26 protein-coding genes are annotated in these 25,951 nt (G+C 43.8%); 18 read left to right on the forward strand and 8 right to left on the reverse strand.

The genetic code is table 11. The features are described 5' to 3' along the window. Nucleotides 1–191 precede the first annotated feature (191 nt). From hemW to HMPREF1139_RS03630, 5 genes are all read left to right on the forward strand, one after another. Nucleotides 192–1,238 (forward strand): radical SAM family heme chaperone HemW, encoded by a 1,047-nt coding sequence (gene hemW / locus HMPREF1139_RS03610; RefSeq protein ID WP_009650293.1) that lies wholly within the window; start codon nucleotides 192–194, stop codon nucleotides 1,236–1,238. A gap of 65 nt (nucleotides 1,239–1,303) precedes the next feature. Beyond that, nucleotides 1,304–1,732, forward strand: a complete 429-nt coding sequence (gene tatB, locus HMPREF1139_RS03615; RefSeq protein WP_009649969.1) for a Sec-independent protein translocase protein TatB — start codon at nucleotides 1,304–1,306, stop codon at nucleotides 1,730–1,732. Beyond that, nucleotides 1,732–2,475, forward strand: a complete 744-nt coding sequence (tatC, locus tag HMPREF1139_RS03620; protein WP_009650365.1) for a twin-arginine translocase subunit TatC — start codon at nucleotides 1,732–1,734, stop codon at nucleotides 2,473–2,475. Before tatB ends, tatC begins: the two co-directional genes overlap by 1 nt. Then, nucleotides 2,462–3,493 (forward strand): tRNA preQ1(34) S-adenosylmethionine ribosyltransferase-isomerase QueA, encoded by a 1,032-nt coding sequence (gene queA / locus HMPREF1139_RS03625; protein WP_009650009.1) that lies wholly within the window; start codon nucleotides 2,462–2,464, stop codon nucleotides 3,491–3,493. The genes tatC and queA overlap by 14 nt, the downstream gene beginning before the upstream one ends. Then, on the forward strand, nucleotides 3,490–4,317 hold the full coding sequence (locus HMPREF1139_RS03630) for a hypothetical protein (RefSeq protein WP_009650038.1): 828 nt from the start codon (nucleotides 3,490–3,492) through the stop codon (nucleotides 4,315–4,317). Before queA ends, HMPREF1139_RS03630 begins: the two co-directional genes overlap by 4 nt. A 42-nt stretch (nucleotides 4,318–4,359) precedes the next feature. Here the strand turns inward: HMPREF1139_RS03630 and ruvX are convergent, their stop codons facing one another. The 4 genes from ruvX to ilvC are packed head-to-tail and all read right to left on the reverse strand — an operon-like array spanning nucleotide 4,360 to nucleotide 7,931. Beyond that, nucleotides 4,360–4,743: a Holliday junction resolvase RuvX gene (gene ruvX, locus HMPREF1139_RS03635; RefSeq protein WP_009650187.1), complete on the reverse strand. Its 384-nt coding sequence runs from the start codon at nucleotides 4,741–4,743 to the stop codon at nucleotides 4,360–4,362. Beyond that, nucleotides 4,740–5,513, reverse strand: coding sequence for a DNA-processing protein DprA (dprA, locus tag HMPREF1139_RS03640; protein ID WP_009650323.1), 774 nt, complete (start codon nucleotides 5,511–5,513; stop codon nucleotides 4,740–4,742). Before dprA ends, ruvX begins: the two co-directional genes overlap by 4 nt. Then, nucleotides 5,510–6,904, reverse strand: coding sequence for a divergent polysaccharide deacetylase family protein (locus HMPREF1139_RS03645; protein ID WP_009649999.1), 1,395 nt, complete (start codon nucleotides 6,902–6,904; stop codon nucleotides 5,510–5,512). Before HMPREF1139_RS03645 ends, dprA begins: the two co-directional genes overlap by 4 nt. Nucleotides 6,905–6,908: 4 nt before the next feature. Continuing rightward, nucleotides 6,909–7,931: a ketol-acid reductoisomerase gene (gene ilvC, locus HMPREF1139_RS03650; protein ID WP_009650272.1), complete on the reverse strand. Its 1,023-nt coding sequence runs from the start codon at nucleotides 7,929–7,931 to the stop codon at nucleotides 6,909–6,911. Nucleotides 7,932–8,074: 143 nt separating this feature from the next. Here ilvC and HMPREF1139_RS03655 point away from each other — a divergent pair, with 143 nt between their 5' ends. The 6 genes from HMPREF1139_RS03655 to rpsR all read left to right on the forward strand — a co-directional run bounded on the left by HMPREF1139_RS03655 (nucleotide 8,075) and on the right by rpsR (nucleotide 13,170). After that, nucleotides 8,075–8,893, forward strand: a complete 819-nt coding sequence (locus HMPREF1139_RS03655; protein ID WP_011992125.1) for an HDOD domain-containing protein — start codon at nucleotides 8,075–8,077, stop codon at nucleotides 8,891–8,893. Then, nucleotides 8,890–10,815 (forward strand): RNB domain-containing ribonuclease, encoded by a 1,926-nt coding sequence (locus HMPREF1139_RS03660; protein ID WP_009650170.1) that lies wholly within the window; start codon nucleotides 8,890–8,892, stop codon nucleotides 10,813–10,815. The genes HMPREF1139_RS03655 and HMPREF1139_RS03660 overlap by 4 nt, the downstream gene beginning before the upstream one ends. After that, nucleotides 10,815–11,813, forward strand: coding sequence for a DNA polymerase III subunit delta (holA, locus tag HMPREF1139_RS03665; protein ID WP_009650072.1), 999 nt, complete (start codon nucleotides 10,815–10,817; stop codon nucleotides 11,811–11,813). Before HMPREF1139_RS03660 ends, holA begins: the two co-directional genes overlap by 1 nt. 74 nt (nucleotides 11,814–11,887) lie before the next feature. Beyond that, on the forward strand, nucleotides 11,888–12,316 hold the full coding sequence (gene rpsF, locus HMPREF1139_RS03670) for a 30S ribosomal protein S6 (protein WP_009650208.1): 429 nt from the start codon (nucleotides 11,888–11,890) through the stop codon (nucleotides 12,314–12,316). A gap of 13 nt (nucleotides 12,317–12,329) precedes the next feature. Then, a complete protein-coding gene (locus tag HMPREF1139_RS03675) occupies nucleotides 12,330–12,896 on the forward strand; it encodes a single-stranded DNA-binding protein (RefSeq protein ID WP_009650080.1) in 567 nt (188 codons plus the stop codon). A 13-nt stretch (nucleotides 12,897–12,909) separates the two neighbouring features. Next, a complete protein-coding gene (gene rpsR / locus HMPREF1139_RS03680) occupies nucleotides 12,910–13,170 on the forward strand; it encodes a 30S ribosomal protein S18 (protein WP_009650290.1) in 261 nt (86 codons plus the stop codon). 49 nt (nucleotides 13,171–13,219) lie between these two features. Here rpsR and HMPREF1139_RS03685 read toward each other — a convergent pair whose 3' ends face one another. The 3 genes from HMPREF1139_RS03685 to HMPREF1139_RS03695 form a co-directional block, all read right to left on the reverse strand. Further along, a complete protein-coding gene (locus HMPREF1139_RS03685; protein ID WP_009650177.1) occupies nucleotides 13,220–13,540 on the reverse strand; it encodes a hypothetical protein in 321 nt (106 codons plus the stop codon). 224 nt (nucleotides 13,541–13,764) lie between these two features. Next, nucleotides 13,765–16,176 carry an endopeptidase La gene (gene lon, locus HMPREF1139_RS03690; protein WP_009650222.1) on the reverse strand — a complete coding sequence of 804 codons (2,412 nt, stop codon included), beginning with the start codon at nucleotides 16,174–16,176 and terminating at the stop codon, nucleotides 13,765–13,767. Nucleotides 16,177–16,184: 8 nt separating this feature from the next. Next, nucleotides 16,185–16,832 carry an outer membrane protein assembly factor BamD gene (locus HMPREF1139_RS03695; protein ID WP_009650100.1) on the reverse strand — a complete coding sequence of 216 codons (648 nt, stop codon included), beginning with the start codon at nucleotides 16,830–16,832 and terminating at the stop codon, nucleotides 16,185–16,187. A 137-nt stretch (nucleotides 16,833–16,969) separates the two neighbouring features. Here HMPREF1139_RS03695 and fliW point away from each other — a divergent pair, with 137 nt between their 5' ends. The 7 genes from fliW to HMPREF1139_RS03730 all read left to right on the forward strand — a co-directional run bounded on the left by fliW (nucleotide 16,970) and on the right by HMPREF1139_RS03730 (nucleotide 24,635). After that, nucleotides 16,970–17,353 (forward strand): flagellar assembly protein FliW, encoded by a 384-nt coding sequence (fliW, locus tag HMPREF1139_RS03700; protein WP_009650344.1) that lies wholly within the window; start codon nucleotides 16,970–16,972, stop codon nucleotides 17,351–17,353. 57 nt (nucleotides 17,354–17,410) lie between these two features. After that, nucleotides 17,411–21,217 (forward strand): hypothetical protein, encoded by a 3,807-nt coding sequence (locus HMPREF1139_RS03705; protein ID WP_009650104.1) that lies wholly within the window; start codon nucleotides 17,411–17,413, stop codon nucleotides 21,215–21,217. Then, nucleotides 21,211–21,870, forward strand: a complete 660-nt coding sequence (locus tag HMPREF1139_RS03710) for a type II secretion system protein (RefSeq protein ID WP_009650166.1) — start codon at nucleotides 21,211–21,213, stop codon at nucleotides 21,868–21,870. The genes HMPREF1139_RS03705 and HMPREF1139_RS03710 overlap by 7 nt, the downstream gene beginning before the upstream one ends. Further along, the gene (locus HMPREF1139_RS03715) at nucleotides 21,870–22,769 is read left to right on the forward strand and encodes a prepilin-type N-terminal cleavage/methylation domain-containing protein (RefSeq protein WP_009650233.1); all 900 of its coding nucleotides are present in this window, start codon (nucleotides 21,870–21,872) and stop codon (nucleotides 22,767–22,769) included. The genes HMPREF1139_RS03710 and HMPREF1139_RS03715 overlap by 1 nt, the downstream gene beginning before the upstream one ends. Then, entirely contained in the window at nucleotides 22,769–23,218 is a 450-nt protein-coding gene (locus HMPREF1139_RS03720; protein WP_009650056.1) for a hypothetical protein, read from the forward strand. The genes HMPREF1139_RS03715 and HMPREF1139_RS03720 overlap by 1 nt, the downstream gene beginning before the upstream one ends. 81 nt (nucleotides 23,219–23,299) lie before the next feature. Next, nucleotides 23,300–23,827, forward strand: coding sequence for a ribosome hibernation-promoting factor, HPF/YfiA family (gene hpf / locus HMPREF1139_RS03725; RefSeq protein WP_009650035.1), 528 nt, complete (start codon nucleotides 23,300–23,302; stop codon nucleotides 23,825–23,827). A gap of 46 nt (nucleotides 23,828–23,873) precedes the next feature. Beyond that, entirely contained in the window at nucleotides 23,874–24,635 is a 762-nt protein-coding gene (locus HMPREF1139_RS03730) for a phage Gp37/Gp68 family protein (RefSeq protein ID WP_009650349.1), read from the forward strand. A gap of 588 nt (nucleotides 24,636–25,223) precedes the next feature. Here HMPREF1139_RS03730 and HMPREF1139_RS03735 read toward each other — a convergent pair. Beyond that, complete coding sequence (locus tag HMPREF1139_RS03735; RefSeq protein ID WP_009650216.1) at nucleotides 25,224–25,793, reverse strand: DUF1523 family protein; 570 nt, start codon at nucleotides 25,791–25,793, stop codon at nucleotides 25,224–25,226. Between the last annotated feature and the right edge of the window lie 158 nt (nucleotides 25,794–25,951).

Raw genomic sequence — 25,951 nt, forward strand, 5'->3', positions numbered from 1 at the left:
AGCTTTATAGCTTCCCTACCTCGTAGCGTAGTCTCGTTACGAGCGATAGCGAAGTAAAAAATCGGCGGCGATAGCGTCGCTTCATAAGATTTGACCACGCTATGGTGCCATATTCTAGAAACAAATGCCTAATTAAAACATCGCCTAAATTTATTTTGGCTACAATGCCAAAAACATAAAAAAGAGAGAATTTGCTGCTTTATATCCACATCCCTTTTTGCGAGAGCAAATGCCCTTACTGCGCTTTTGGCTCGGTCACAAACGCTCAAGCGCTCACGGGCGGATATTTTGATGCTCTTTTGACGGATATAAAATTTCAAATAGATAAATTCAAAATTTCAAAATTTAGTAGCGTCTTTATAGGCGGAGGCACGCCAAGTGCGGTGAGTGCGAAATTCTACAAGAAAATTTTCGCTGAAATTTCGTCCTTTTGCAACGATAAAACAGAGATAACCAGCGAGGCAAATCCAAATTCCGCAAATTTAAGATGGCTCAAGGAGATGCGAAATTTAGGTGTAAATCGCATCAGCTTTGGAGCACAAAGCTTTTTTGACGATAAGCTTGAGCTGCTTGGCAGAGCGCACAACTGCACGCAAATCTACAAAGCCGTGCAAAACGCCAAAAACGCAGGCTTTAGAAACATAAACATAGATCTCATCTACGCTACGAAGCTTGACAACAAAAAACGCTTGGCACAAGAGGCACTCGCTTTAAAAAATTTAGGCGTCACGCATGCGAGCGCTTATTCGCTCACGCTTGAGGAAAATACGCCCTTTGAGCGTAAATTTGAGCTTAGAAACGATAGCGCCGCATTGGCTAAATTTATGATGAAGCAAATAGAAAATATAGGATTAAAGCAATATGAGGTTTCAAATTTCGGAAAGCCTTGCAAGCACAATCTAGGCTACTGGCAAGGCAAAGAGTATATCGGCGCGGGGGCATACTCCGTGGGTTTCATGAGAGGTGCAAGATACTACGCGCAAAAAGACTTGGCCCGCTACATCGCCTCGCCAAAGCATCGCGAGATAGAGATCTTAAACGATGACGAGCTAAGGATGGAGCATGTATTTTTGGGCGCTAGAAGCTGTGTGGGCATAGATGAGCGCAGGCTGACGCCGCAACAAAGGCAAAGGGCTGAAATTTTAAAGAGATCGCGTAAACTGAAATTTGAGCGCGGCATGTATTTCGTCAAAAATTTCCTCCTTGCCGACGAGATCGCTTTGTTTATAAACGGTTAAATTTATTAAATTTTGAGCAAAGTAAAGTTAAAATAGCGAGCTTAATATAAATTTAGGGACAAAAAATGTTTGGTATGAGTTTCTCGGAGATACTGATAATCGCCGTCGTCGCGATATTGGTCCTAGGTCCTGACAAGCTGCCTGAAGCGATGGTGCAGATAGCAAAATTTTTTAAAATGTTTAAAAAGGGCATAAACGACGCCAAATCGACCTTCGATCAAGAGATGAAGATCGCCGAGTTAAAAGAGGATGCCAGAAAATACAAAGAAAGTATCACGCAAACGACTCAAAGCGTGCGTAAAAAGCTCACTTTTGAGGAGCTAGATGAGCTCAAAAAGGGTGTGAATGAAGTCACCGGCGGTCTAAATGACGCCGTTAGCGACATCAAAAAAAGCGTCGATACGATCAAAAATCCTACAAATGCCATAAAAGACGCGGTGCTGGGCGAAAATGCCGATGAAAATTCAGATACCAAACCACAAAAAGAGGCGTGATGTTTGAAGAGTTGAAACCACATCTGGTAGAGCTTAGAAAGAGGCTTGCAATCAGCATTTTTGCCGTCATTGTCTGCTTTGGTCTGTGCTTTTTGTTTTGGAACCCTTTGCTCGCATGGATGACCGCTCCGCTGAAACAAGCCTTACCGGCGGGCTCAAATATCGTATTTACACAGGTGCAAGAGCCGTTTTTTACCGCGATGAAGGTCGCTTTTTTCGCAGGGCTGATACTGGCTTTGCCCGTGATATTTTGGCAGTTTTGGCTCTTTGTCGCGCCGGGACTTTACGAAAATGAGAAAAAATATGTCATCCCCTTTGTCATCTCGGCTACATTTATGTTTATCTGCGGGGCTGCATTTTGCTACTATGTGGTCGTGCCGCTTGGTTTTCAATTTCTCATAAATTTTGGCGGACAGCTCTTTACAGCGATGCCGAGCATAGGCGAATACGTCGGCTTTTTCACTAAAATTTTGATCGCGTTTGGTATATCTTTCGAGCTTCCGGTCATCACCTTTTTTCTAGCAAAGATCGGGCTTATCGATGATTTGATACTTAAAAAATACTTCAGATACGCCGTGGTCGTCATATTTACGTTTTCAGCCATCGTGACGCCTCCTGACGTACTCAGTCAGTTTTTGATGGCTGTGCCGCTACTAGGACTTTACGGACTTTCTATCCTCATCGCCAAATCCGCCAGCCAAAAGGACGAGAGCGAGCCTGACGCGCAAGATGCAGACGAATAAAGACATAAACGACATCTCAAGCTACGACTACGACCTGCCTAAAGAGCTGATAGCCAACGAGCCCGTGCTGCCTAAAGAGCAGGCGCGACTGCTCGTGTATTTTCGCCAAACTGGCAAGATAGAGCATCTAAAATTTAAAGACTTATGCGAGCTCATCCCTAAGGACACTGCGGTCGTTTTTAACGATACTAAGGTCATAAAAGCACGCATTTTAGGCCATAAACAAAGTGGCGGTGCCTGTGAAGTGATGCTAAACCAGCCTCTTGGCGATGCGAAATTCAGCTGCTACGTCAAAGGACGTGTGAGCGCGGGCAAAATTTTAGAATTTGCAGATGGCGTGAGTGCTGAAATTTTAGAGCTAAACAGCGACGGTACCAGGATAGTGAAATTTAGCAAAAATGGCGTGCCATTAGACACTGCGATGCTTTTTAAAGAGCTTGAAAAGATCGGACACGTCCCGCTTCCGCCATACATAAAAAGAGCCGACAAAAAAGAGGACGAGAGCTGGTATCAAAGTATTTTCGCCGCTAATAGCGGTGCAGTCGCGGCTCCTACTGCGAGCCTACACTTTAGCGAGGATATGCTTAAACGTATAAAGGCAAAGCACAAGAGTGCGTATCTGACGCTTCACGTGGGTGCTGGGACATTTAAGGGTGTCGAGTGCGAGGATATCAGGAGCCACGTCATGCACTCGGAATTTTACGAGATCCCGCAAGATACGCAAGAGCTGATAGACAGCGATAAAAAAATTTTAGGCGTCGGAACGACGGTGACTAGGTGCGTGGAGGAGTTTGCAAGGAGCAAAAACGCCAGCGGCTTTTGCAAGCTGTTTTTAAATCTAAATAACCCGCCGATCCGCCAAAACTACCTACTGACGAATTTCCACCTGCCAAAATCGACGCTCATCATGCTAGTTACTAGCTTCATAGGCCTTGATGAGACGATGCGAATCTACAAAACGGCGATAGAGGAGAGATATCGCTTTTACTCCTATGGCGACGGGATGCTTGTGCTATGAGACGTCAAAATATCGACTTTTTAGAGCTAATAAATTTCTTTTTAGACGCAATCTACAAAGACGCCAAAGAAAGCTCGAACGCCGTCATCTTCGACTATGATCCGTCCTATCCTCGCAGATACGATATAGACGCGACGAACACGATAAAAGCTATCGAAAATTTGACCAAAATTTTCTTATATTCGCAAACCAAAGCCAAAATCTTGATTGGATTCAAGCTTGTTAATTACAGCAGCTCGCAGATACATTTCAACGTGACTATCAGATGTGACAAAACCCCGAACCAAACAGACGAGCGACTCTTAAACAAGGCCAAAGAGTGCGCACTGGCGGCCGAGGCCAGCATCGAGATGCCAAAAAGCAATGAATTTTTACTACAAATCAAAGCTACACTGGCGGGAAATTTCAGAGGCAAAAACAGCCTCGAGCTTCAAAACGAGGTGATCAAAAAATATAGCGCCGTCATCGCATACGAGAACGAGGCGGGCTTTCACATCCTCTCAAATCAGCTAAAATTCGTAGGCATAAACGTAAGACCTACAAGCGACTACCAAAGCCTAAAAAGACACGTCACAGACGCTATTTTTAAGCCGGATATCGTCTTTATCAGCAAGGCTTTTTTAAACGACGAGGCGGAATTCGAGGAGCTTTTGAAATTTAAAAAGCTTAAAAATTTTTGCATCGTCGCGATATGCGAGGATGATGAAAATTTCGGTAAAAACGCAGGCGAAGTCATCATTTTAAGACAGCCATACACCTACGACGTGCTAAGGGCGGTACTTGATATGTGCTACGCTGTGAAGCTGGGCGCGAAACGCGGATAGCGGCTCTTCTTGACGATCAAACCGATCTTTGATAAATTTAGCCTAAGCAATGCCCAAATATCGCTTCAAAATCAGCATCGCAGCTACGCTATCAAGCCTACCGTCGCGCTTGGCATCGGTGTAAATTTCACTCGCTTCAAGGCTACTAAACGCCTCGTCTTGATAGACTATCTTGGCCGAGGTCTCAAGCAGCGATACGAAATGCTCGATCCTGCGGCGCATCTCCTCTTCGCTACCGCCACCCTTTGGCACTCCGACGACGAGCGTATCTACGCCGTATCCTTGCACTCTAGCGCTTACTTCGCGGGCTGCTTGGTTGCGATTTTTCCTTAAAATCGGCTCTTGAGGTATGACGATGCTACCCGTGCCAAAAGCCACGCCTATTCGTTTTAGCCCAACATCTATAGCCATAAATTTTTCGCTCATAGGGATTTTACTCTTAAATTCGATATCTCAAGCTTGCCAAGAAGCTCGTATTCGTAGATTTTATCGCCAAATTTCGATAAGGCATCGTCCAAGCTCGCTCCGTTTTTGCAAAATTCTAAAATTTCATCGCTTGAAGGTGCAAATTTTACATCGCCAAATTTCGCCGCAAACTCGTCGTAGTCGCTTATCAGTGTGGCTTTGCCTTCGCTTAAAAGCTTATTCGTACCACCGCTTTCGTTGATGCGCTGAGGTAGGACGAACACCGGTACGCCAAGCTCTCCGGCCAGTCTCGCACTTTGCATCGAGCCGCTTTTGACGTCGGCCTGAGCTACGACTAGCGCCTCACAAAGCGCCACTACTATGCGGTTGCGCTCTAAAAATCTATAAGCAAGCGGCGGCTCGCCGTTTTCGTATTCGCTAAGGGCTAAGGAATTTTCGTAGATTTCTTTTATAAATTTTGCATTTGAGGGCGGGTAGATGATGTCAAGGCCGCTTGCGAAGATGCCGATAGTAAGGGGCATCGCAGCCTTATGTGCAGCGATATCCACTCCGATAGCTCCGCCGCTCACGACGCAAACACCAACGTTTTTTAGCCTCGTGCAAAGATCTCTCACACACTCTTTGGTATAAACGCTAGCCTTTCTAGAGCCTACGACTGCGACCTTTGGTAGATTTAAAAGCGAGACATCGCCGATCGCATAGAGTCCTTTTGGTGTATTTTCAAGACGCAACAAGCCAGAAGGTAGCTCGTCTTTGGCTAAAAATTTCATAAAATTTCTTTTAGATAAACGACATCGACATCACGCAAGATCGTGTCCTTGCTCTCTTTGATGATGTCTATGGTGTTTTTCTTTGGATGCCCGATAGCTATCGCGTAAGAGCGTTTTTTAGCCAGCTCTACGGCATTTACGAGCTGTCTGCGCACTCCAGAGCGAGACGGATCGTCGTCTAAGAATATATCGCGCGAGATGTATGGCTGAGAGTATTTTCTGGCGACCTCGGCGACTACGGTATGACCGATAGTCTTGCTATCCATAAAGATGAATTTCTCGCTTATGAACGCCCTGTAAGCCTTATCCATCGCGTCATAATCGCTCGTAAATTTCGATCCGGTGTGATTATTCATATAGACTGCGCGAGGGAAGTCGGCGCGTATCTTTCGTATCCTTTTTAGTATGCTCTCAAAGCTGTCGTTCGTGTTTAGAGTACCGATCTCGGGGTGATCAAAGTGCTTTGCCTGCATAGGCAAGTGTATCATGTGAAATTCAAACCCTCTTGCGATATTTGGGGTATTTGGATGATCTTTAGTCATAGGAAATATCGACGGAGTGAGCTTCAGCCCGGTCGAGCGGATCATGCTCGCATGCTCATACGTTGCCACGTCGTCGATTATTATGACTAGCTTTGGCTTGCCGCTAAATTTTTTAGTCGGCACGTAAGGAGCGGGGCTAAATTCTTGTCTTTTGCTCTGTTTACCTTGTTTTTTAGGTTCCGGTTTTTGTGGCTTTAGCTCCGGTTTTTCGGATTTGCCGGCTAATAAACCTTGATCATGTTGCGTTTTTAAAGGAGTGGATGAAGCCTTGGGCAAAGTTTTGTTTTCATCTTTTTGCAAAATCGGCGCGACGCTTGCGTTTAGCTCGGTTTTAGCAGATACGTTTGCCTCAAAAACGATAGTCTCGTTTTTATCCTTTTTGACGCTACTTTGAGCGATAGCGCTTGGTAAATTCGCTAGTAAATTTTTAGTGTCGTTTTGCTCCGATTTTTGCTCGGTTACAGCTTTTACGGGCTCTTTTTCGGCGTTTTTATGTTCTTGCTTTTTCTCTTTTGAGACGGAGAATTCGTCCTTTTTCTTGGAATTTGCAAAAATTTGGCTTAAATTTTCATCCTCGTCAAATTTTAGCGGATATTTTCGCCTCTCATACTCCTTTTTGACAGTAGGAGCGCTTTTTGTTACTGGAGCCGCTTTATTTTCATGCGTATTTTGCACGATTTGAGGTGTCGTATGGACTTGCGGAGTGTTTTTATTTACGCTATTTAAGGCTACTGTAAGCGTCATCACCAAAAGAACGGCAAGTAACGTTACACCTGCATAAATTTTATTTAAAGAGCGCCCTTTTTTAGGCTTTGAAGGGCGCTTTTTCGTAGCTTTTTTTTCGCTCAAAATTTTAGTTTTTGTTTTGATCTACGAGTTTGCCGGCACTTATCCAAGGCATCATCGCGCGTAGTTTTTTACCGGTTTGATTTAGTAGCGAACGCTCCGCGATGCCGCGCTCTGCGTTCATCCTCACATATCCGGCTTTTCTTTCAAGTATGAAGTCTTTTGCAAATTTGCCGTTTTGTATCTCTTTTAAAATCTCTTTCATCGCTCTTTTGCTCTCTTCGCCTACGACACGTCCGCCGCTCACGTAGTCGCCGTATTCTGCGGTGTTTGAGATAGAGTAGCGCATGTCAGCCATGCCACCTTGATACATGAGATCGACGATGAGTTTTAGCTCATGGAGGCACTCAAAATACGCCATCTCCGGCTCATATCCGGCCTCAACTAGCGTCTCAAATCCTGCATTCACAAGAGCGCAAAGCCCACCGCAAAGCACAGCTTGCTCGCCAAAAAGATCGGTCTCGGTCTCGTCTTTAAAAGTAGTCTCGATGATACCGGTTCTGCCCCCGCCTATCGCGCTTGCATAGCTTAGAGCGATTTGCTTGGCCTGCCCGCTGGCATCTTGCTCGACGGCGATGAGATCAGGGATGCCGCCACCGCGGACGAATTCGCTCCTGACGGTGTGTCCGGGCGCTTTTGGAGCGATCATGATGACGTCTATATTTTTAGGAGCTTTGATCTGACCAAAATGCACGTTAAAGCCGTGACCAAACGCAATAGCTGCACCGTCTTTTAAATTTGGCTCGATCTCTTTTTTGTAAATTTCAGACTGAAGCTCGTCTGGTGTGAGGATCATAACGACATCAGCGTCTTTCGTAGCTTCGCTGACGATCTTTACATCAAAGCCCTTAGCCTCGGCCTTTGCCCAGCTTTTACCGCCTTTTGCGAGACCGATCACGACCTTTACGCCGCTGTCGCGTAAATTTTCCGCGTGCGCGTGTCCTTGCGAGCCAAAGCCGACGATAGCGACTTTTTTACTTTGTATGAGGCTAAGATCACAATCTTTGTCATAGTAGATATTTACTGCCATTTTTTACCCCTAATAATAAAATTTCGGGAAATTATACACCTCATGAACTCAAATGTCGCTGAAATGGCAAAAAGGCGGTTTAAGTTTTATAAAAAGCCAATTTTGGTAAAATGGCCCAAATTTTAATACAGAAAGTTAGCATAATGAACGACTCTATATATAAAAAGATCAAAGCCCTACCGCCGCTTGACGACACGGTCATCCAGATCCAGAGGCTACATGCGGACGAAAACAGCTCCATAAGCGACCTAACCAAAGTCGTCGAAAAAGACCCGATGCTTACGGCAAATATCTTGCGTTCGGCAAATTCGCCTTTATATGGATTTTCTCAGGAGATCACGACCGTTGCGCGCGCTATTTCGCTTTTTGGTATGGCGACGATACGAGGTTTCGCACTTTCAAGCACTATCAAGAAAAGCTTTTCGATAAATTTAGAACCATACGGTATCACAGCGCAAGATTTTTTAAATATTTCCACTATCCAAAACGCGCTGATGTATAACTGGTACTCAAAGATCAAGCCAAAAAGCCTTGAAATTTTATCTCCGGCTTCCTTTATGCTAGAGATCGGCAAGATCGTCTTAGCGCACGAGCTAACAGAATATAACGAGGACGAGGAATTTAAATCAAGATTGAAAAATATCGTCTATCCAAGCGATCTGGCGCTACTTGAGACGGAATTTTTAGAGATCACCAACGAAGAGGTCACGGCTAAAATTTTTGAACAGTGGAATCTAGAGACCGAGCTCGTAAACTCCATCCTCTACTCAAACGACCCGGAGGAAGCTCCGGAACACATAAAAGAATACGCAAAGGCGCTGAAGGTCATAAAAACGGCTGTGAATATATTTAATCAGCTTGATGACGTGAGCATACAAAATACACTTCCACTTCTTGATGAATACGGCTTTGGACACGATACATTTTTAATGGCGACGGCGAAAGTCAAAGACAATCTGTGAAGGAATTTCTCACTGCCCTGCTAAGCGGCGTAAAAGAGAAAGAGATAAACAGCGAGAGCAAAGAGGTTTTACGAAACCTCTTAAATTTAGGCGCCGCGAGCTTACATAAAGATAAATTTTACCTAAACAACGGCTTTGTCTGCGGCAAACTAGACATCAGTGCGAACGGCACTGGCTTTTTGATGCCGTTTGACAAGCGCTTCAAACAAGACATCATCATAGAAAATAAAAATTTAAACAACGCGCACTTTGGCGACATCGTGCTAGCAAAGCTGCTACCGCTTAAAAAAAAGCGTCAAAGCGCTAAGGTCGTCATGAGCCTAAAGCTAGCCAACGAAACCAGCGTCGTTTATACGAAGCACTTTGGCGCGGCCGTACTTGGCGTAAATTTAAAGACAGGGCTATCTCTGGCGCTAAAAGCCAGTCAAAAAAGCCTAAAAGCGCTTCCTATAGGGACGCTTTTAAAGATAAATAACCTAAACAACGAAATAGTCGAGGTTTTAGGCAACATAAACGATCCTTTCAGCGATGAGAAAATTTCACTCGCCCTATATAACAAAAACGATAAATTTAGCGATGCTTGCGAGCTTGAGGCGAGCTCTTGGGGCGACGAGGTCGATGCTAGCATGTATCCAGACCGCGTGGATCTGCGAAATTTAGAATTTTGCACGATAGATCCGATCGATGCCAAGGACTTTGACGATGCGATATATTTTGACGAACGAAACCTCGAAATTTACGTCGCGATCGCCGATGTAAGCGAATACGTGAGCGCCTACTGCGCCATAGACAGCGAGGCTAAAAAACGCGGCTTTTCGATATATTTTCCGCACAAGGCCATACCGATGCTGCCGCGAGCGCTGAGCGAAAATATATGCTCGCTTAAGCCAAACGTCCCGCGCCTTGCGTTTTGCTTTAAAATTTCACTTGATAGCGAGCTGAACGTGACGAAAGAGGAGCTTTTCGAGGCGATCATCGTTTCAAAAAAGCGCTTTAACTACGATGAGGTCGATGAGATTTTAGAGGGCAGACGAAAGAGCGAAATTTCGTGGATAAAGCCGCTATTTGCGGTCACGACCAAACTTCGCAAAAAGCGCCTCGTGCACGCATTTGACTTTCACACGCAAGAGCTCAGGATGAGCCTGGATGAAAACGGCAAAATTTCAGCTACGCGCTACGAGAGCGACTCAGACTCGCACAGGCTAGTCGAGGACTGCATGCTGCTGGCCAACAAAGCCGCCGCAAAACGCATAAAAAAGGGCGTCTTTAGAAATCACGCCGCACCAGATCTAAAAAAAATAGACAATCTCTTAAACGATCTGGCCGCGCTCGGGCTTGACTTCGTTTATGAAAACGATCTTGCGAATTTGATACGAAAGATACAAGCCAAAGCCCAAGCTATCGGCAACCGCGAGGAGATAGACAAGCTCATCATAAAAGCGCAGAAAAAGGCCGAATATGCAAGTGAAAATTTAGGCCACTTCGGGCTTGGATTTGACAGATATACGCACTTTACTAGCCCGATCAGACGCTACTCAGACCTCATCTTACACCGCCTTTTAAAGGCAAATTTAGCCAAAGACGAGAAGCTTTATAACTTTTTGCTCCTAAATATCGAAAGCACTTGCTCAAATTTGAGTGAGCTTGAAAGAGAGGCCGATAAGGTCGCGTTTGATTTCATGGATAGGAAATTTGCACGCTGGGCGAGCGAAAACATCGGCAAGCAGGTCGTTTGCTACATCAGTGAAAATCAAAATATCCTAGTAGCAAAGCTGGACGATGAGTTCGTGGGCGCTAGAATTTTCATCACTGGTTATACCTGCGAGCTCTTGCAAGGGGTCTTAGTCGAGATCAAAGAAGCCGACATCGCCTCGGCAAAAATAATCGGCAAGGTCGTTCGCAAGCTCGAAAAGGAAATTTGATGTATAGAAAAGAGCTCGAAAATATCCTTGCAAACGGCAATGTGAGAAATTATTTTTTGCTCTTTGGCGCGGATGAATACCAGATCGAGCTTTACGGCAAGGAAATTTTAAATTTATATTGTACTAGCGACGCAAATGTGCTAAGCGTCTATTTTGACGAGTATGACTTTGCCAGGACCAAAGCTCACATCAGTGAGCCGTCGCTCTTTGGCGGCAAAAACGTGCTTCACATAAAAAGCGATAAAAGGATACCCGGCAAAGAGCTAAAAGAGCTCGTAGCGGCGTGTCAAAAAGACACAAATAACTGCTTTTTGTTTGAATTTTACGAAGCGGACATGAAGCTCGCACTCGAGGCGCAAAAAATTTTCGAGCCGAATTTCGCGAGATTTTTTAAGCCCTCAAGCCCTGACGAAGCTGTGATGCTACTAAGCAGACAAGCCGGCAAGATCGCTCTAAATATCACAAAAAACGCACTTTACGAGCTATATTTCATACATAATGAAAATTTATATCTTGCCGCAAGCGAGCTAAATAAGCTTGCAAGCTTAGACATACATATCGAACAAGACGATGTCAGGAGGCTGGTTTTCGGGCTTGGAGCCGTGAATTTCGATGATTTTTTCAACAAATTTATAAGCCTTAAGGATATAAGGGGGGATTTTTTCGCATATGAGCAAGATCCCAGCTTTAATGAAATTTTACTTCTGAATTCGCTTTATAAAGCGTTTTTTAGGCTATTCAAGCTTCATTTATATATCAAGATCAACGGGAAATTCGACGTAAAAGACGCTATCGGCTATGCGCCTCCGCCAAATATCGCAAATATGCTAAAAACGCAAAGTTTGTCTTTAAATTTAAAGGCTTACAGGCAAATTTTTACCGCTTTAAATTTAGCCGAGCTAGAGCTAAAAGCAAACCCTAAAATAGACAAAAATTCGTTTATCTTGGCCGCTATTTTAAACTTGCAGAATTTAATATCAACAGCAAACATTAAGTAAAATGAAGCTATAATCAGCACTTGCTTAAAGCATCCTTGCTCGCACAGCGAGCTTAATACCCATAAGGAGAATCAATGAAACATTACGAGCTTTTATTCATTCTTAAGCCTACATTGACTGAAGAAGAAGTTAAAGCGAAAGTCGACTTCGTAAAAGAAGTTATCACCAAAAATGGCGGCGAGATCGCGACTGTCGTAGAGATGGGCACAAGAAAACTTGCATATACCATCAAAAAATATGAGCGCGGAACATATTTCGTCATTTACTACAAAGCGCCACCTGCACTTTTGGCAGAGCTTACTAGAAACATAAGGATCACTGAAGATATCATTAGGTTCTTAAGTGTCAAGTACGAGAATAAAAGAGAGATCGCAGCGTGGGAGAGACTTTGCAAGGGCATCAAGCAAACTATCAAAAAAGAACCTCGCGAGCCTAGAGAGCCAAGAGCTCCACGTGAGCCCAAGGCGGAAAAGATAGAAGAGCAAACCTTCTCGGAAGAATAATCAAGGATAAAAAATGTTCAATAGAGTAGTTTTAGTCGGAAATTTAACCAGAGATATCGAGCTTAGATACACTACTAGCGGCTCGGCTATCGGCAACTCAGGTATCGCCGTCACACGTAAATTTAGCGTTAATGGCGAAAAACGCGAAGAGACTTGCTTTATTGACATCACTTTTTTTGGAAAGCAAGCTGAGATAGCAAACCAATACCTAAATAAAGGCTCGAAGCTGCTCGTCGAGGGTAGATTGAAATTTGATCAATGGACCGATAACAACGGGCAAAATCGCAGCAAACACTCCATAAGTGTAGAAAACATGGAGATGCTAGGAGGCAACAACTCTCAGCAAGGTGGATACAATCAAAATAATCAAGGTGGCGGATATTCGCAAGGCGGATATAACCAATCAAGCTACAATAATAGCGGCTATAACGCGCAAAGCGGCGGATACAATCAAAATTCTCAACAGCGACCGCAAAATCAGCAATCCGCTAAAAAATCCGAAGAATATTATGATGACAAAGTCCCTGATATCAATGTCGACGCTGACAAATACGAGAGTGACGACACAATACCGTTTTAATTAAGGATCAAAAATGGCAGAAAAAAGAAAATATTCACGCAAATACTGCAAATACACAGAGGCAAAGATAGATTTTATCGATTACAAAGATACTTCGCTTTTGAAGTACTGCTTGTCAGAGAGATTTAAGATCATGCCAAGACGCCTAACCGGCACATCTAAAAAATACCAAGAAATGGTAGAAAAAGCGATCAAAAGAGCACGCCACGCAGCGATAATACCTTACATAGTCGATCGCAAAGACGTAGTTACAAACCCTTTTGAAGGGATATGATCCAAAAAAGCTTAGTCCATTCGGGCTAGGCTCTCACTTTTTACTGCATCTATAAAGCCCCCGCTTGCGCCACCAGTGCAAAATGTCTGAAATTTGATCTTTTCAAAAGCTCTTCATATTTTTTGACAGCCTCTTTTAGTTTGCCGCCTCGCTCTAGCTTTTGCGCGGTTTGTGAAATTTTACTTAGTTCCTCATATTTTTTCGGGTCAGCATCAAATTCTTTTTTAAAATTTTGCTTTAAATCGGGCTTTCTTTCGTATAAAATTTCTCGAGCCTTCCATAGCTGGGTTATACTTTTTGAAACTACAGTCAAAAGCTCCTCGGTCTCGAGCTTTTTCATCATTTTGAGATTCATTTTTGTATTTGACAAGCTCTGCACCTGCGCTATCTAGACACTCCAAGGCCTCACCAAGATAAATACCTATATATTCCAATGTCATCTTTCTCCTTAACGCATTAATTTTTTATATCAATAACTAATATCAAAATATTATACAGCAATAACTTAAGGCTTTATAAAGTTTTATAACCATCAAACAATAAGGTCTTGATTTTATTTTATGCAGTCAAAGTCGGCGCTATGCCGACTTTGGATTATTTTACAAGTGCGTTTTTGAGCACTTCATCTATCGTATCGACCGCGATTATTTTCATATCTTTTTTTACCTCTTGAGGTATGTCGTCAAGATCGCGGTCGTAGTTTTTACGTGGTATGAGAGCGGTTTTTATGCCGGCTTTATGCGCTGCTATGAGCTTTTCCTTTAGTCCGCCTATCGGTAGCACCTTGCCACTTAAAGTGATCTCGCCAGTCATCGCCACGTTATGCCTGACCTTGATATCTGTTAATATCGACGCGATCGCCGTCACCATCGTTATACCAGCACTTGGCCCATCCTTTGGTGTAGCGCCCTCCGGCACGTGAAGATGCAGATCAAACCTACGATAAACGTCGCTAGGTTCGAGCTTTCTTTTATCATCGTCAAATTTTGGCACGATACTCATCGGCACTTTGAGTTTTTTATTATCTATCAGCACCTTGACCACGCTAAATGCGATCTGAGCGCTCTCTTTCATCACATCGCCCAGCTGCCCCGTGATCTGCATGCCGCCTTTGCCTTGTATGCGTATGGCTTCGATCCTCAGCACATCACCGCCTACGCTAGTCCATGCCAGGCCATTTACCTGCCCTATCTGATCTTTCTTATCGGCCGGCTCTATCTCATAGACTTTCTTTTCTAAAAATTCTTTTAAATTTTTAGCCGTGATCACGACCTTGCTTTCACTTTTTTTAGTCAGGATATTTTTGGCGACTTTTCGCAAGATGTCAGCTATCCTGCGACGTAAATTTCGCACTCCACTTTCGCGTGTGTAGTCGCTTATGATGAGCTCGAGCGCATCTTTGTTTATGCTAATATCGCTTGGCCTTAGCCCGTGCTTTTTGAGCTCTTGAGGCACGAGATATTTTTTAGCTATCTCGAATTTCTCCTGCGGCGTATATGAGCTTAGCTGGATAAATTCCATCCTATCGCGAAGTGCAGCCGGTATGGTACTCACGTCGTTTGCGGTGGCTATGAATATCACCTTGCTAAGATCGATGTTGAAATTTAGATAATAATCTCTGAATTTATTGTTTTGCTCAGGGTCTAGTATCTCCAGCAAAACGGCAGTCGGATCGCCTCGGTAGCTCCTGCCGACCTTGTCTATCTCGTCTAACACGACGACAGGATTCATCTGCTTGGCTTCGATTAGCCCCTGCACTATGCGTCCTGGCATCGCTCCGATGTAGGTGCGCCTATGACCGCGAAGCTCGTTCACATCTTCAAGCCCACCCAAGGCTATACGCACCAGCTCGCGCTTTAGCGCTTTGGCGATAGAATTTGCAAGGCTTGTTTTACCGACTCCGGGAGGCCCCGCAAAGCACAGGATCGCTCCATTGTTTATCTTTTCGCTGATGCCTCTAAGCTCAAGTAGCTCACGAAGCGCAAAATACTCCTCTATACGCTCCTTTGGCTTTTCCAGGCTATAATGATCGGCGTTTAGATGCTTTGAGACTTCGGCGATAGATGACTTTTTCTTGGCTACGTTTTCAAACGGCACCTCGACGACCCAGTCGAGATAGCCTTGGATAGTATTCGCATCAGCCGAGTCAGGGTGCATCCTGCTTAGCTTATCGATCTGTTTTTTTATCTCCTTATAGGCATCCTCACCCATAAATTTTTTCTTAGCCTCGAGTTTTTTGCGATACTCCTCTATCTCCTCCTCGCGGCTACTATCACCGCCAAGTTCGGCCTGAATTTGCTTTAGCTGCTCTTTTAAAAAATACTCTTTATTGGTCTTATCTATCTTTGAATGAACCTTATTTTTTATCTCTTTTTGCAGCTTGTTAGCCTCGATCTCCTCGATCACGTAGTCGATGAGCTTTAAGAGGCGCTGTTCTAAATTTTCTTCTACAAAAAAACTATAAGCTATCTGCTTTTTTAGGCGCAAGGCGCTTGATACGAGATCGCACACACGAGTCGCTTCGGCGCTCTCCTCGATAGTCTTTAAAAGATCTGGCGGGAAAAAATGGCTAAACTGCGCCAGCTCCCTGACCTTCTCGCGTAAAACCACGATGAGCGCGTCCGTCTTTACCTGCGAAGGTCGCTTAACATGTAGCATGTCGACGACTCCGCGCAGAGGATTTACGCCGGTTTGCTTCACGATGCGACCCTTGTCGATGCCCTGAAATAAAATTTTCACTCGTCCGTCAGGTAGCGGCACTCGGCGCATTATCGTGCCGATGACACCGGCATCATATATGCTGTTAAAGTCGCGTGCACCGTCTTGTTGCGGCTTTGAAGGCACGACCAAGACCGAGGTCTCTCGCTGCATGGCAAGGTCAAGCGCGTGTAAATTTTCTTCATCGCTCAAAAAAAGCGGCGTTATCATAAAAGGATATAAAAACAGCTCATCTTCGACGATTATCGGGATCTCGGTAGGTAAAATTTTGTTTTCGTTTATTTGCAAGATCGCTCCTATTCGAATATTTTTCTATACCAAGCCACGTCAGGCTTGATGAGGTCGGCATCTTTTAGAGGCGATGACTCGACTCTTTCCTTGTAAATTTCAGCCGATACGTCACGTCCGGTGCGCTTATATAGATCCTCGATTTGTATATTTAGATAGTAAAGCGAGAGCTTGAATTTTATCAGCATGGTTTCGATGAGTGGCCTAAATTCGGTATTTGGATACATGTAAAGGAATTTTTCTATCTCTTTGACGCTGTCTTCCATGAGTTTTTGGTTGCGATTTGGCTGAGAGAACGAGTCGAAATTCGCCTTTATTTTAAGATATTGGGCAAATTCCGTCTTAGGACCGCCGTCGCCGTATCTTTTGATATATTCGTCAAGATAGTGGTTGGCTAAAAGATACTCCTCTTCATTTACGTGAGCCTGAGCCAAAATGAGCAAAATTTGCTCCAAAAGCGGGCTGGCTACGTGCTCGCTAGCCATCGAAGTGTAGTGTTTATCTGCCGCTTCAAGATCGCTGTCTTTGATATCGGTTATTATTTGCGCGTACCACTCATCAGGCGTGAGGTTGTATAGTTCGGTGTATTTTTCAGCACATCCGCCGATCAAAACGACAAAGCCCAAAGTCGCAATAAATTTTGAAATTTTACGCATATTTTTCCTTAAGAATTTTGATTTTGGTATTTTACATTTTTTGCCATTATTTTTGCCTAAATTTACATAAATTTATCATTTTTTGTATTTTTATTTAAAAAATGGTAAAATGCCCCAAATTTAGAAAAGGAGAAGGTATGACATTTAGCGTAAAAAGCCCTATATTAGGCTTTGAGCACATAAAAACGATGGAACTCATAGAGCTTGATAAATTTTTTGTAAAATTACAAAGCAAAGATGACGAAACTTCATTTACGATGATAAACCCTTTCGCACTTAGAAGCTATGAATTCGACATCCCTAGCTACTATGAGGAGCTGATGGATATAAGAGACACGAGCCAGCTTAGAATTTACAACATCATAGTCGTATCTTTGCCTCTTGAGAAATCAACGGTAAATTTTGTCGCACCGATAGTTTGCAATATGGACAATATGACGCTGTCGCAGGTGGTTTTGGATGTTGGGGCGTATCCGCAATACGGACAAGCCGAACCGATAGAAAATTTTATACAAAAATAAAAATTTAACGAGCGCTAAAGAAGTCGGACGCTTTGGCGCAGTAAAGAAGCTACAAAAATGAGAATTTTAAAGATACTTATACTTACGCTTATTCTAGGTCAGGCGCTTTTTGCGGTCAATGACTTAAACGGTTTATCTCACAATATAGTAAGAAAAGACTATCAAGGGGAGCTTGGCTTTGTAGATCTTAAAGGCTATGAAAGTCTTACGCCAAGAGATAGCGGCAAAACAAGAAGAATCAACGGCGATATAGAGGTCATAGGAGCTACTATATCCGTGCCTAAAAATGGTGGGTTTGATTACGAACCAAGCAGAAGAGATATATATGTGAGCTCACTCACAGACGTTAGATTCTTAAAAGAAAATCCAAAATATCAAACGAATTCATCGTATGCAAAATTTAATTTTAGTAAACCCAAAAACCAAAACGGGCAAGAGGTCGCAGTAGACATAAAAGCAAAAGATGTGGTATTTGCTAGGCTATACTGGGCCGGAGGCATGTCATCTAGCGGTTGGCAAGGAAATCCAAATCAAGCGAATCTAACAACTACATTTTTTAACCTCATAAAAGACTTCAACAAGATAAAATTTGGAACACCGGATGGCAAATATTATGACTTTACGGCATCGCAGACCGATACTAGATGGTATGGCTCATTTACTAGAAAAGGTATGCAATTCATGTATCATACGAGCTATGATGTAACAACTATCATACAAAGTATGGGCGATCTGGTTCTTAATAATGCCACATTTAGCGCCGGCAACATCAAATCATCGGAGGGTCAGCCTGGGGGCATAAGGATGTTTCGTGACGGAGATTGGCTTGGCGAATACAATGGCTACGCCTTTTCTGGACACTATGGTGGTTGGAGCCTAGTCGTAGTATATGACTTGAAAGACGACACAAAAGCAAAGGCAAAAAATGTAACAGTATTTGATGGACTATATATATTAGCACCTATTCATAATATAGGCGTCAAAGAAACCAAAGTAAAATTCGACGGCTTTTATACGCCTAGTAACGGAGATATAAAATCAAGCTTGACCGTTTTAGCATTTGGCGCAAAAAAAGAGGTTAATAGCGAAAACATAATGATCAAAAAAGGCAGCAGATACGAAGTAGTAACATCTGCAAACAACCCTGCAGGCGGTCAATTCAACTCAACTATAACAAAATTTGGCAATTATGTAGATAGCAATAAAAAATATAATAACCAAATGGATCTTGATACATACGATATATCAAATCACATAACAAATAGGCAATATGAAGCTGAGGTAGCACTGCAAGCAAACGTTATTCAAAACGGAGTAACTACACTGGGCGATAGAGCAAACATCAGCTTTGTTGCCTTTTCGACTGATGTATATATACCTCACGTTTGTTATGACGAGAAACTCCTCTTACAATCAAAAGACGGTGGTGGCTTTAAAGAGTTGGCAAAAAAAGGCTCGGGAGCTCCTACGCCGGCAAAAGAGGGAGATACCCTAAGATCACAAGTAACTATACTAAATCAAGGAAACGAAACTGCCGAAAATATCTCGATAAGCACGAATATAAGCGATAAAACAGGCACATACTCGCCAAATTCAACATACGTAAAGCCGTATGCGAGTGGGGGATTTAGTATAAGTGCTAGTGACAAAGTAAATGATAACAGCGGACTTCAAAAGCATATAGGCAAAGATCTGCAGTTTTTTGTAGGACAAAATGCCAGTAGCGGCTCAGGCGGAAATTTAGCAAAAAACAACAAGGCGTTCATACAATACGATCTTACGCTTAAAAATAAATTTGAAGAAACCGGATATCTGGCAAAATTTTCAAACAAGAGCATAAAACTAGAATATAACGGCGCTATCAAGAAATGCGAGCAAGTAGAATACGCTCTAAAAATAATAAAAGATCAAAATCCTCATGATTTCATACCTACCACCGTTGCCGACCCAAAAGACACAGATAAGCTAAGCATATACACCCAGCTTGCAAATAAGCCTTTTGATCTAAACATAGTCCACACTAAAGGCGGCAAGATAGCCCAGGCCGAAGACGATGTCGAGCTTGACGTAAAGATAGTGGATCAATGCACCTCTGACGAGTCTTTGATCGCAGGAGCTGCCCCGATAAAAAAAGCCACATTCACAAGCACCCAAAGTGTAGCCAAGATAAAAGATATAACGATAGAAAAGCCATATACATCTTTACACGTAAAGCTTTACTACACAGATCCGATCAACCACAAGGTAAAAACATCTTGCGAAAGCTATGATCCTTTTGCCGTCAGACCAAAGGAATTTAAGCTTTATGATACGCAAAAAAAGACCGCTTCACTACCACTTAGCCTCACCGGCGGTCTTGGATATAAAAATGTCGGGCTCATAGCTACCGACGCTAAAAATCAACCCGCAAAAGGATACACTAGCCTGCTTGAAACCTCCGGTAATAACATAGTTTCGTTCCTCCCCGAGCTGCCAAGCACATGCGTCATCAGCGAAAGTCTAAAAAAAGAGCTTGTTTCAAATCTTTTGAAAGCGGAATTTACAAACAGCAATACCGCGGTAGGCTCACTAAAACGCAACATAAAAGGTGCTGCCAGGGCAAGCGACGACAGCTTTTACTACCCTGACATAGGTGATGCGAAGCTCATAGTCATAGACGGCTCATATACGGCTGTCGATCAAGCAAACGGCGACTGCATAGCAGGTAGTGATACGGCCACCAAAGATACCAGCGGTAAGATAGGCTGCAACATCGCCCTAAAAACGCCTACGTTTAAATTTTTACCAAAAGATCTGCTTATAAGCGACTTTAAAATTTCAGACTTTGGCAACAATATGACCTATCTCTCAAATAGCGCTGATATGGCGGCTGCTGCGAGCTTTGACCTCACAGCAAGGCTGGGCAACGATAAAACGGCAAGGCTTTATTCAAAAGGCTGCTACTCGAAAAATGCCAAATTTACGATCAGCACGGATAAGATAATCAAAGACTACACCGACAACAAGTCAGCCGCTCTTACAGACGACGACAACGGAAAGAAAAGGCTAAACGACGAGATACTATTTTTTAGCGATAATATCTCCGCCGCCAAAAAATCAGCAGGCGTTGCGGCAAATGACGGATCTTACGAGGTTTTGGCCGATGGCTTTAAAGACGGCACCTCTAAAAATAGAATTTTATTCAACTTCGCAAGACTCACGAATTTAGCCAAAAATCCTTTCAAGGCCACAAGCGATATATTCAACTTTCAAAACATATACGACACCGATGGCGTCAAAGGTGCGACCTACACCAAGCCTGCCGCGGCTAATCTCACGTCCGCAAAATTCTACTACGGACGCGTTTATGCACCGTATTACGAAGGGCCAAAGAGCGGCTTTGATGCCGATGTCTACTATGGGGTTTATTGTGACAACTGCAGCGCAGACTATGTCCCGACGGGTTATGGCAGCTCATGGGAGAAAATGCCAAGCACCACTTCATGGTATGTAAATCCGCTTCACGATACGAACAAGGGCTACGTGAGCAAATACGAATCTGCCGCAAGCAGCAATATCACGCGTATAAATTCCGCGCCGTCTGCGACCGTGCCTACCATAACCAGTGGCAAAGAGAGTGTAAATTTACGAAACACTCGTGCGACGATGGATCTGATAAAAATGACCGCGCCGCAGTGGCTGATACACGATGCTTTCGACGAAAAAGCCACTACGAGCGATTTTAACGTGAAATTTATAGATAAAGGCAAATGGGCCGGCAAGGCTTTGAGGCCCGATGGCAAACAAGATAATGTGGGCGAGATAATAGGTGGCAGTGATCTTAAAAATTTAGACGACAAAACGAATAGAAGAATAGAATGGTAAAAAGACGCGGATTTTCATTGATAGAGCTCATACTCTCTATCGTCATCGTAGCTATCGTCAGTCTCAGCCTACCGCTCGTGATGAAGCTCACATCACAAACGAACGCAAAAGCGATGACGCAAGAGAGCATAATGAACGCCAAAACCTATATGTCCTTGATCCTAAAAGCTCCTTTTAGCAAAGAGACGGTAAAGACTAGTAACGGTGCCTTATCTCCTAGGGTTTATGAGGGTGGCGATATAGACGAGCCTACATTCTATGAGAAATTTGGACTAAATGGCGATGGACGTAGGATATTTTATAACTTAACCACAAGAGGCAACATCGACAAGCCACCTACGACCGGCAACAATGAAGAATATATCTCCAAAAAAAGCATAGATGACTTTGCAACCAAAGAGCTGACGATAAACTACGACAAAGACAAGGGCATAAAGCTAAAGCGCGACTATGTCGTAAAGTCGCAATACTCGGTCAAAGTAAATGACGGCAGCAACACTTTCAAAGGTGCATCAAACAACGACATCAAAGAGGTAGTGATACAAGCGATCTCTTACGGCGAAAGTCAAGGTATAAAAACGGACGTTACTATCAGGGGCTTTGTGGCAAACATCGGCGATAGCGGGTTTTTGATAACCAAAGTGTGGCGTTGATGCGAAAAGCTTTTACGCTTGTGGAGCTCATATTAGTTATAGTGATCCTTGGCATCATCGCATTGATGACGCTAGACATGCTCTTTAACGTCTATAAAAACTACTCGCAAAGCAAGATCATAAATTCCTTAGAGACTCAAACCGAGCTGGTGCTGGAGCAAATTTCAAAACGACTGGGATACCGTATAAAAGAGAGCGTCATCGCCAGGAAGCCGGACAATACATATCTAGCGCTCAATGATGAGAATGTAAATTTTGACTATACGGTTTTAGAATTTATCACCTACTCTTATGAGGCTTTTGACGCCGGCATTTATAGCGGACTGGCTGATCTGTCCGTCAGCTCGGCGGCAAACGGACTGGTCTCTCCGGGAAGTAAATTTGATGTGTATAGCAATGTAGGTGGCACCGATCAAACGGCTAGGCAGATGTTTATCGACCTTACGGACGGCAAGGTGGACTTTAAAAAAGATAACGGCGGAGTGGCGGTCGTCTTTAAAGGGATCGCCTACGATGTAGAAAAATCTTTCGGCTACCAAAAGAAAATAAATAACGGCGATCTCGATGTCGCAAGAGCCAGCGTCAAGGACGGCACTGCTCTTAATATCTCAAACTATGACGGCAAGAGGGTCTCGGAGCAATATCACTTGGCATATACGGCTTACGCTATCAGCACGGGAGAAAATTCCGCGCAAGGAGACTTCGACCTCATACTTCACTACAACTACCGCCCGTGGATGGGTGAAAAATATGATAGCCAAAATACCCCAAAAGCTACGCTCGCCAGCCATGTAACGCGCTTTAACTTCATAGAGCAAAACGGCGTCATAGCCCTAAAGCTTTGTATAAAAGCTGAAAATTCCGAAGCGACTATCTGCAAAACAAAGGCAATATACTGATGAGACGTGGATTTAGCCTGCTTGCCGCGATATTTTTCGTAGTCGTGACATCCTCTCTTTGCATGCTCGCACTGTCGCTGTCAAATACCACATCAAGGCAAACGAGCGAAATTTACCTAAGAGAGCAAGCCGAGCTTCTGGCGCAAGGTGCGACCGAGTATGCGGTGCTTGAAATTTTAAATCACGACTTCAAAAGCAAAGGCTGCCTATCTAGCGTAAAAGGAAATTTCAAAAACGACGCGAATCCTATCCTCACCTACGAGGTGGATATAACGTATTTTGGAAATATCGGCACTTGTGCAGGCATACCCGTACAAAGCAAAGAGAGTGCAGGCACCGTCATGCTCGATGTTTTCGTCAAAAGCTACGGCTACGATGAGAGCGACCGAGATAAAATGAAAACCCCAAACCCGATAGCTTTTCACAAGCGAACGCTTCAGAAACTTTAAAATTTTATAAAATTTTTAACTTATATGTGATTTCAGCTTGGTTGTGTTATAATCGATTCACTTTCTAAAAAGGAGTTTGCAATGAACATAAGCATTGTAGGAAAGCAGTTCGAGCTTACCGAACCGATCAAAAGCTACATCCAAAATGCCTTCGAGTCGCTTGCTAGATACAACCTCGACATCATTTCAGGCAGATGCGTCGTCTCGGCTGACGAAAAGCAGGGCAAAAAGGGCTTTAACGCCGAATTTGCTCTAAATATGGCACACAAAGATACGATAGTCATCCGTCAAAAGGACAAAGACCTCTACGCTGCTATCGACCTCGCGATAGATCGTGCGGCTAAGGTTTTGCGTAGAGAGCATGACAAGATGACGACCGTCAAAGGCAAAGACGACGGTAAAGAGGTCCGCGCTCGCATAGGCGAGGAGGCCATCGAAGGTGTCGATGAGATCGTGCCTATGGAGCTTGAGCTTTATAAACCGCTAGAAGTGGAAGAGGCGCTTGAAAAGCTGAAAGCCAGCGATATGCAGTTTTATGTATTTAACGATATCGACGCCAAAATGCGCGTCATCTACAAAAGAGCCGACGGGAAATTCGGTCTTTATTGATTACTCCTTGGGGCGGCTTCGCCCCTCCCCTACTTTAAATCCCACGATGAAGCGATACCAAAATTTCACATTTTCCACATGGAATCCTACTATCGGCTGTCATAAAGTAAGCGCCGGCTGCACGAACTGCTACGCCGAGGTCATGGCAAAAAGGCTACAGTCGCTGGGAAATGAAATTTATAAAGACGGCTTTAAATTTAAAATGCTGCCAAGCCGCCTAACAGAGCCTTTAAAGGCTAAAAGGCCAACGATATTTTTCGTAAATTCCATGAGCGATCTATTTCACGAAAACATGAGCTTTGAGTTTTTGGACGAAATTTTGACGATCATCTCGCAAACCCCGCACCATCAGTATCAAATTTTAACCAAACGACCACACAGGATGCGCGCATACTTTCTAGCACGTCATATCCCCAAAAATGTCTGGCTGGGCACGACGGTCGAGTCGTCTTTCGTCAAAGACCGCATCGATCTCATAAGAGATCTAAACGCCAGCGTCAAATGGCTCTCATGCGAACCGCTGATAAACGACCTTGGCGAGCTAAACCTTAGCGGCATCGACTGGGTCGTGGCCGGCGGAGAGAGCGGCGCAAAGGCCAGAGCAATGAAAAAGCAATGGGCGCTAAATTTAAAAAGCGAATGCGATAGGCAGGGCGTGGCGTTTTATTTCAAGCAATGGGGCGCGTGGGGCGAGGACGGCATAAAGCGCGATAAAAAGGCAAACGGCGCTGTGCTAGGGGGCAAAATTTACAAAAGCTATCCGAAATTTAGCTCTCAGCCAACAAAAGAGAGATCGCTTTTTGAATGACATGAGGCTAAATTTAGCTGTTTTACTTTTGTGTGGCTGCTTGGCAAAGTGTTGATTTTTAAAGGCTCTGTTAAAATATTTCATTGATTTTCAGTTTTTAAAGCAGGAGAATGTGAACAGCATCCCTGTAAAAACCTTGTGAAACGACGCTATCGCCGCCGATGTTTCTGCTTCGACTTGTCTCGCAGCTTTCCAAGACACTTCGCTATCGCTCGTGACGAAACTGCGCTACGAAGCAGAAGCCACAGGCTGAACGCGGTCTGCTCACAGTTGCGAGTGCAACGAAGAAAAAATCGTGCAAAGGCTTAGCTTCGCTTCGCTCGCTGCTCTTGCAAGCGGGGGAACGGCTACTCGCTCCCGCACAAACGCTGTTCGCGTCTGCACTAGGTCGCTCCTGGAGCGAGCAAGGCTTTTACTTCACTTCGTTTGCAACTGCAAGTAGAAGCGAAGCAAGTGTCAATGATTTATTATAATATAGCCTTTTTAAATTCCAGACGCTATTTTAGTATATTGATGTGAATTTTATTTGGCTTTGCAAAGTCGGCTAACTTGCGAAAGAGAGCCGAACTTACGGCGCGATTTATGCGGTTATTTCGCCGTTTCACCACCTTCCTTCGTCTCTTGTCTGAAAAATCTAAAAACCGCCCTTATCCAAATGATCATCGACACGAGCAAGATCACGTAAAAGACGTAGCTCATCACAGGTCGCGCGATCTGCTCGTTCTCGCCGAGCTCTTTTATCGAGACGGCATTTCTAAACTCGTCAAACATCGCGATGCGCCAGCCGTAAAATTTTATCTGCACGGCCTTTTGACTGCCCGCAAAGCTCTGCGCCCTAGCCTGCAAGTCAGCGGAGTTAAATTTAAAATAAAAAGGAAACCCCCAGCGCGTATCCTCGTTGCGATATGGCATCACCTTGTCGCCGACCTCTTGTTTGGTGTAGATAAAATACACATCGCGTGTCGGCCCGTCGGCCGGATTTGAGGCGTCTATGAGCCCGTCCTTATCCATTCGCTTGACCTCACCGCCTGTTATCAGGGCTTTATCATAATGCGGAAACGCGAAATCTACCATGACCGCTAAAAATAGGTGCAAAAGCACCACGAAAACTACACAGATCATCTTTGAAAATTTACGCAAAGTATCAAGAAAGCTCATCAAATTTCCTTAAATTTTTTGATGGATTTTACAAGGATTTTATAAATAAATGGATTTTTGCGTATAAAAACCAAAGCGACAAACACCTAAAATTTCGCTCGCATCGACGCAAATTTTAGGCTAGATATGTGAGTCATATTTGGCGATGACTTCATCTG

It is taken from the genome of Campylobacter sp. FOBRC14, assembly GCF_000287855.1.
Classification (GTDB): domain Bacteria; phylum Campylobacterota; class Campylobacteria; order Campylobacterales; family Campylobacteraceae; genus Campylobacter_A; species Campylobacter_A curvus.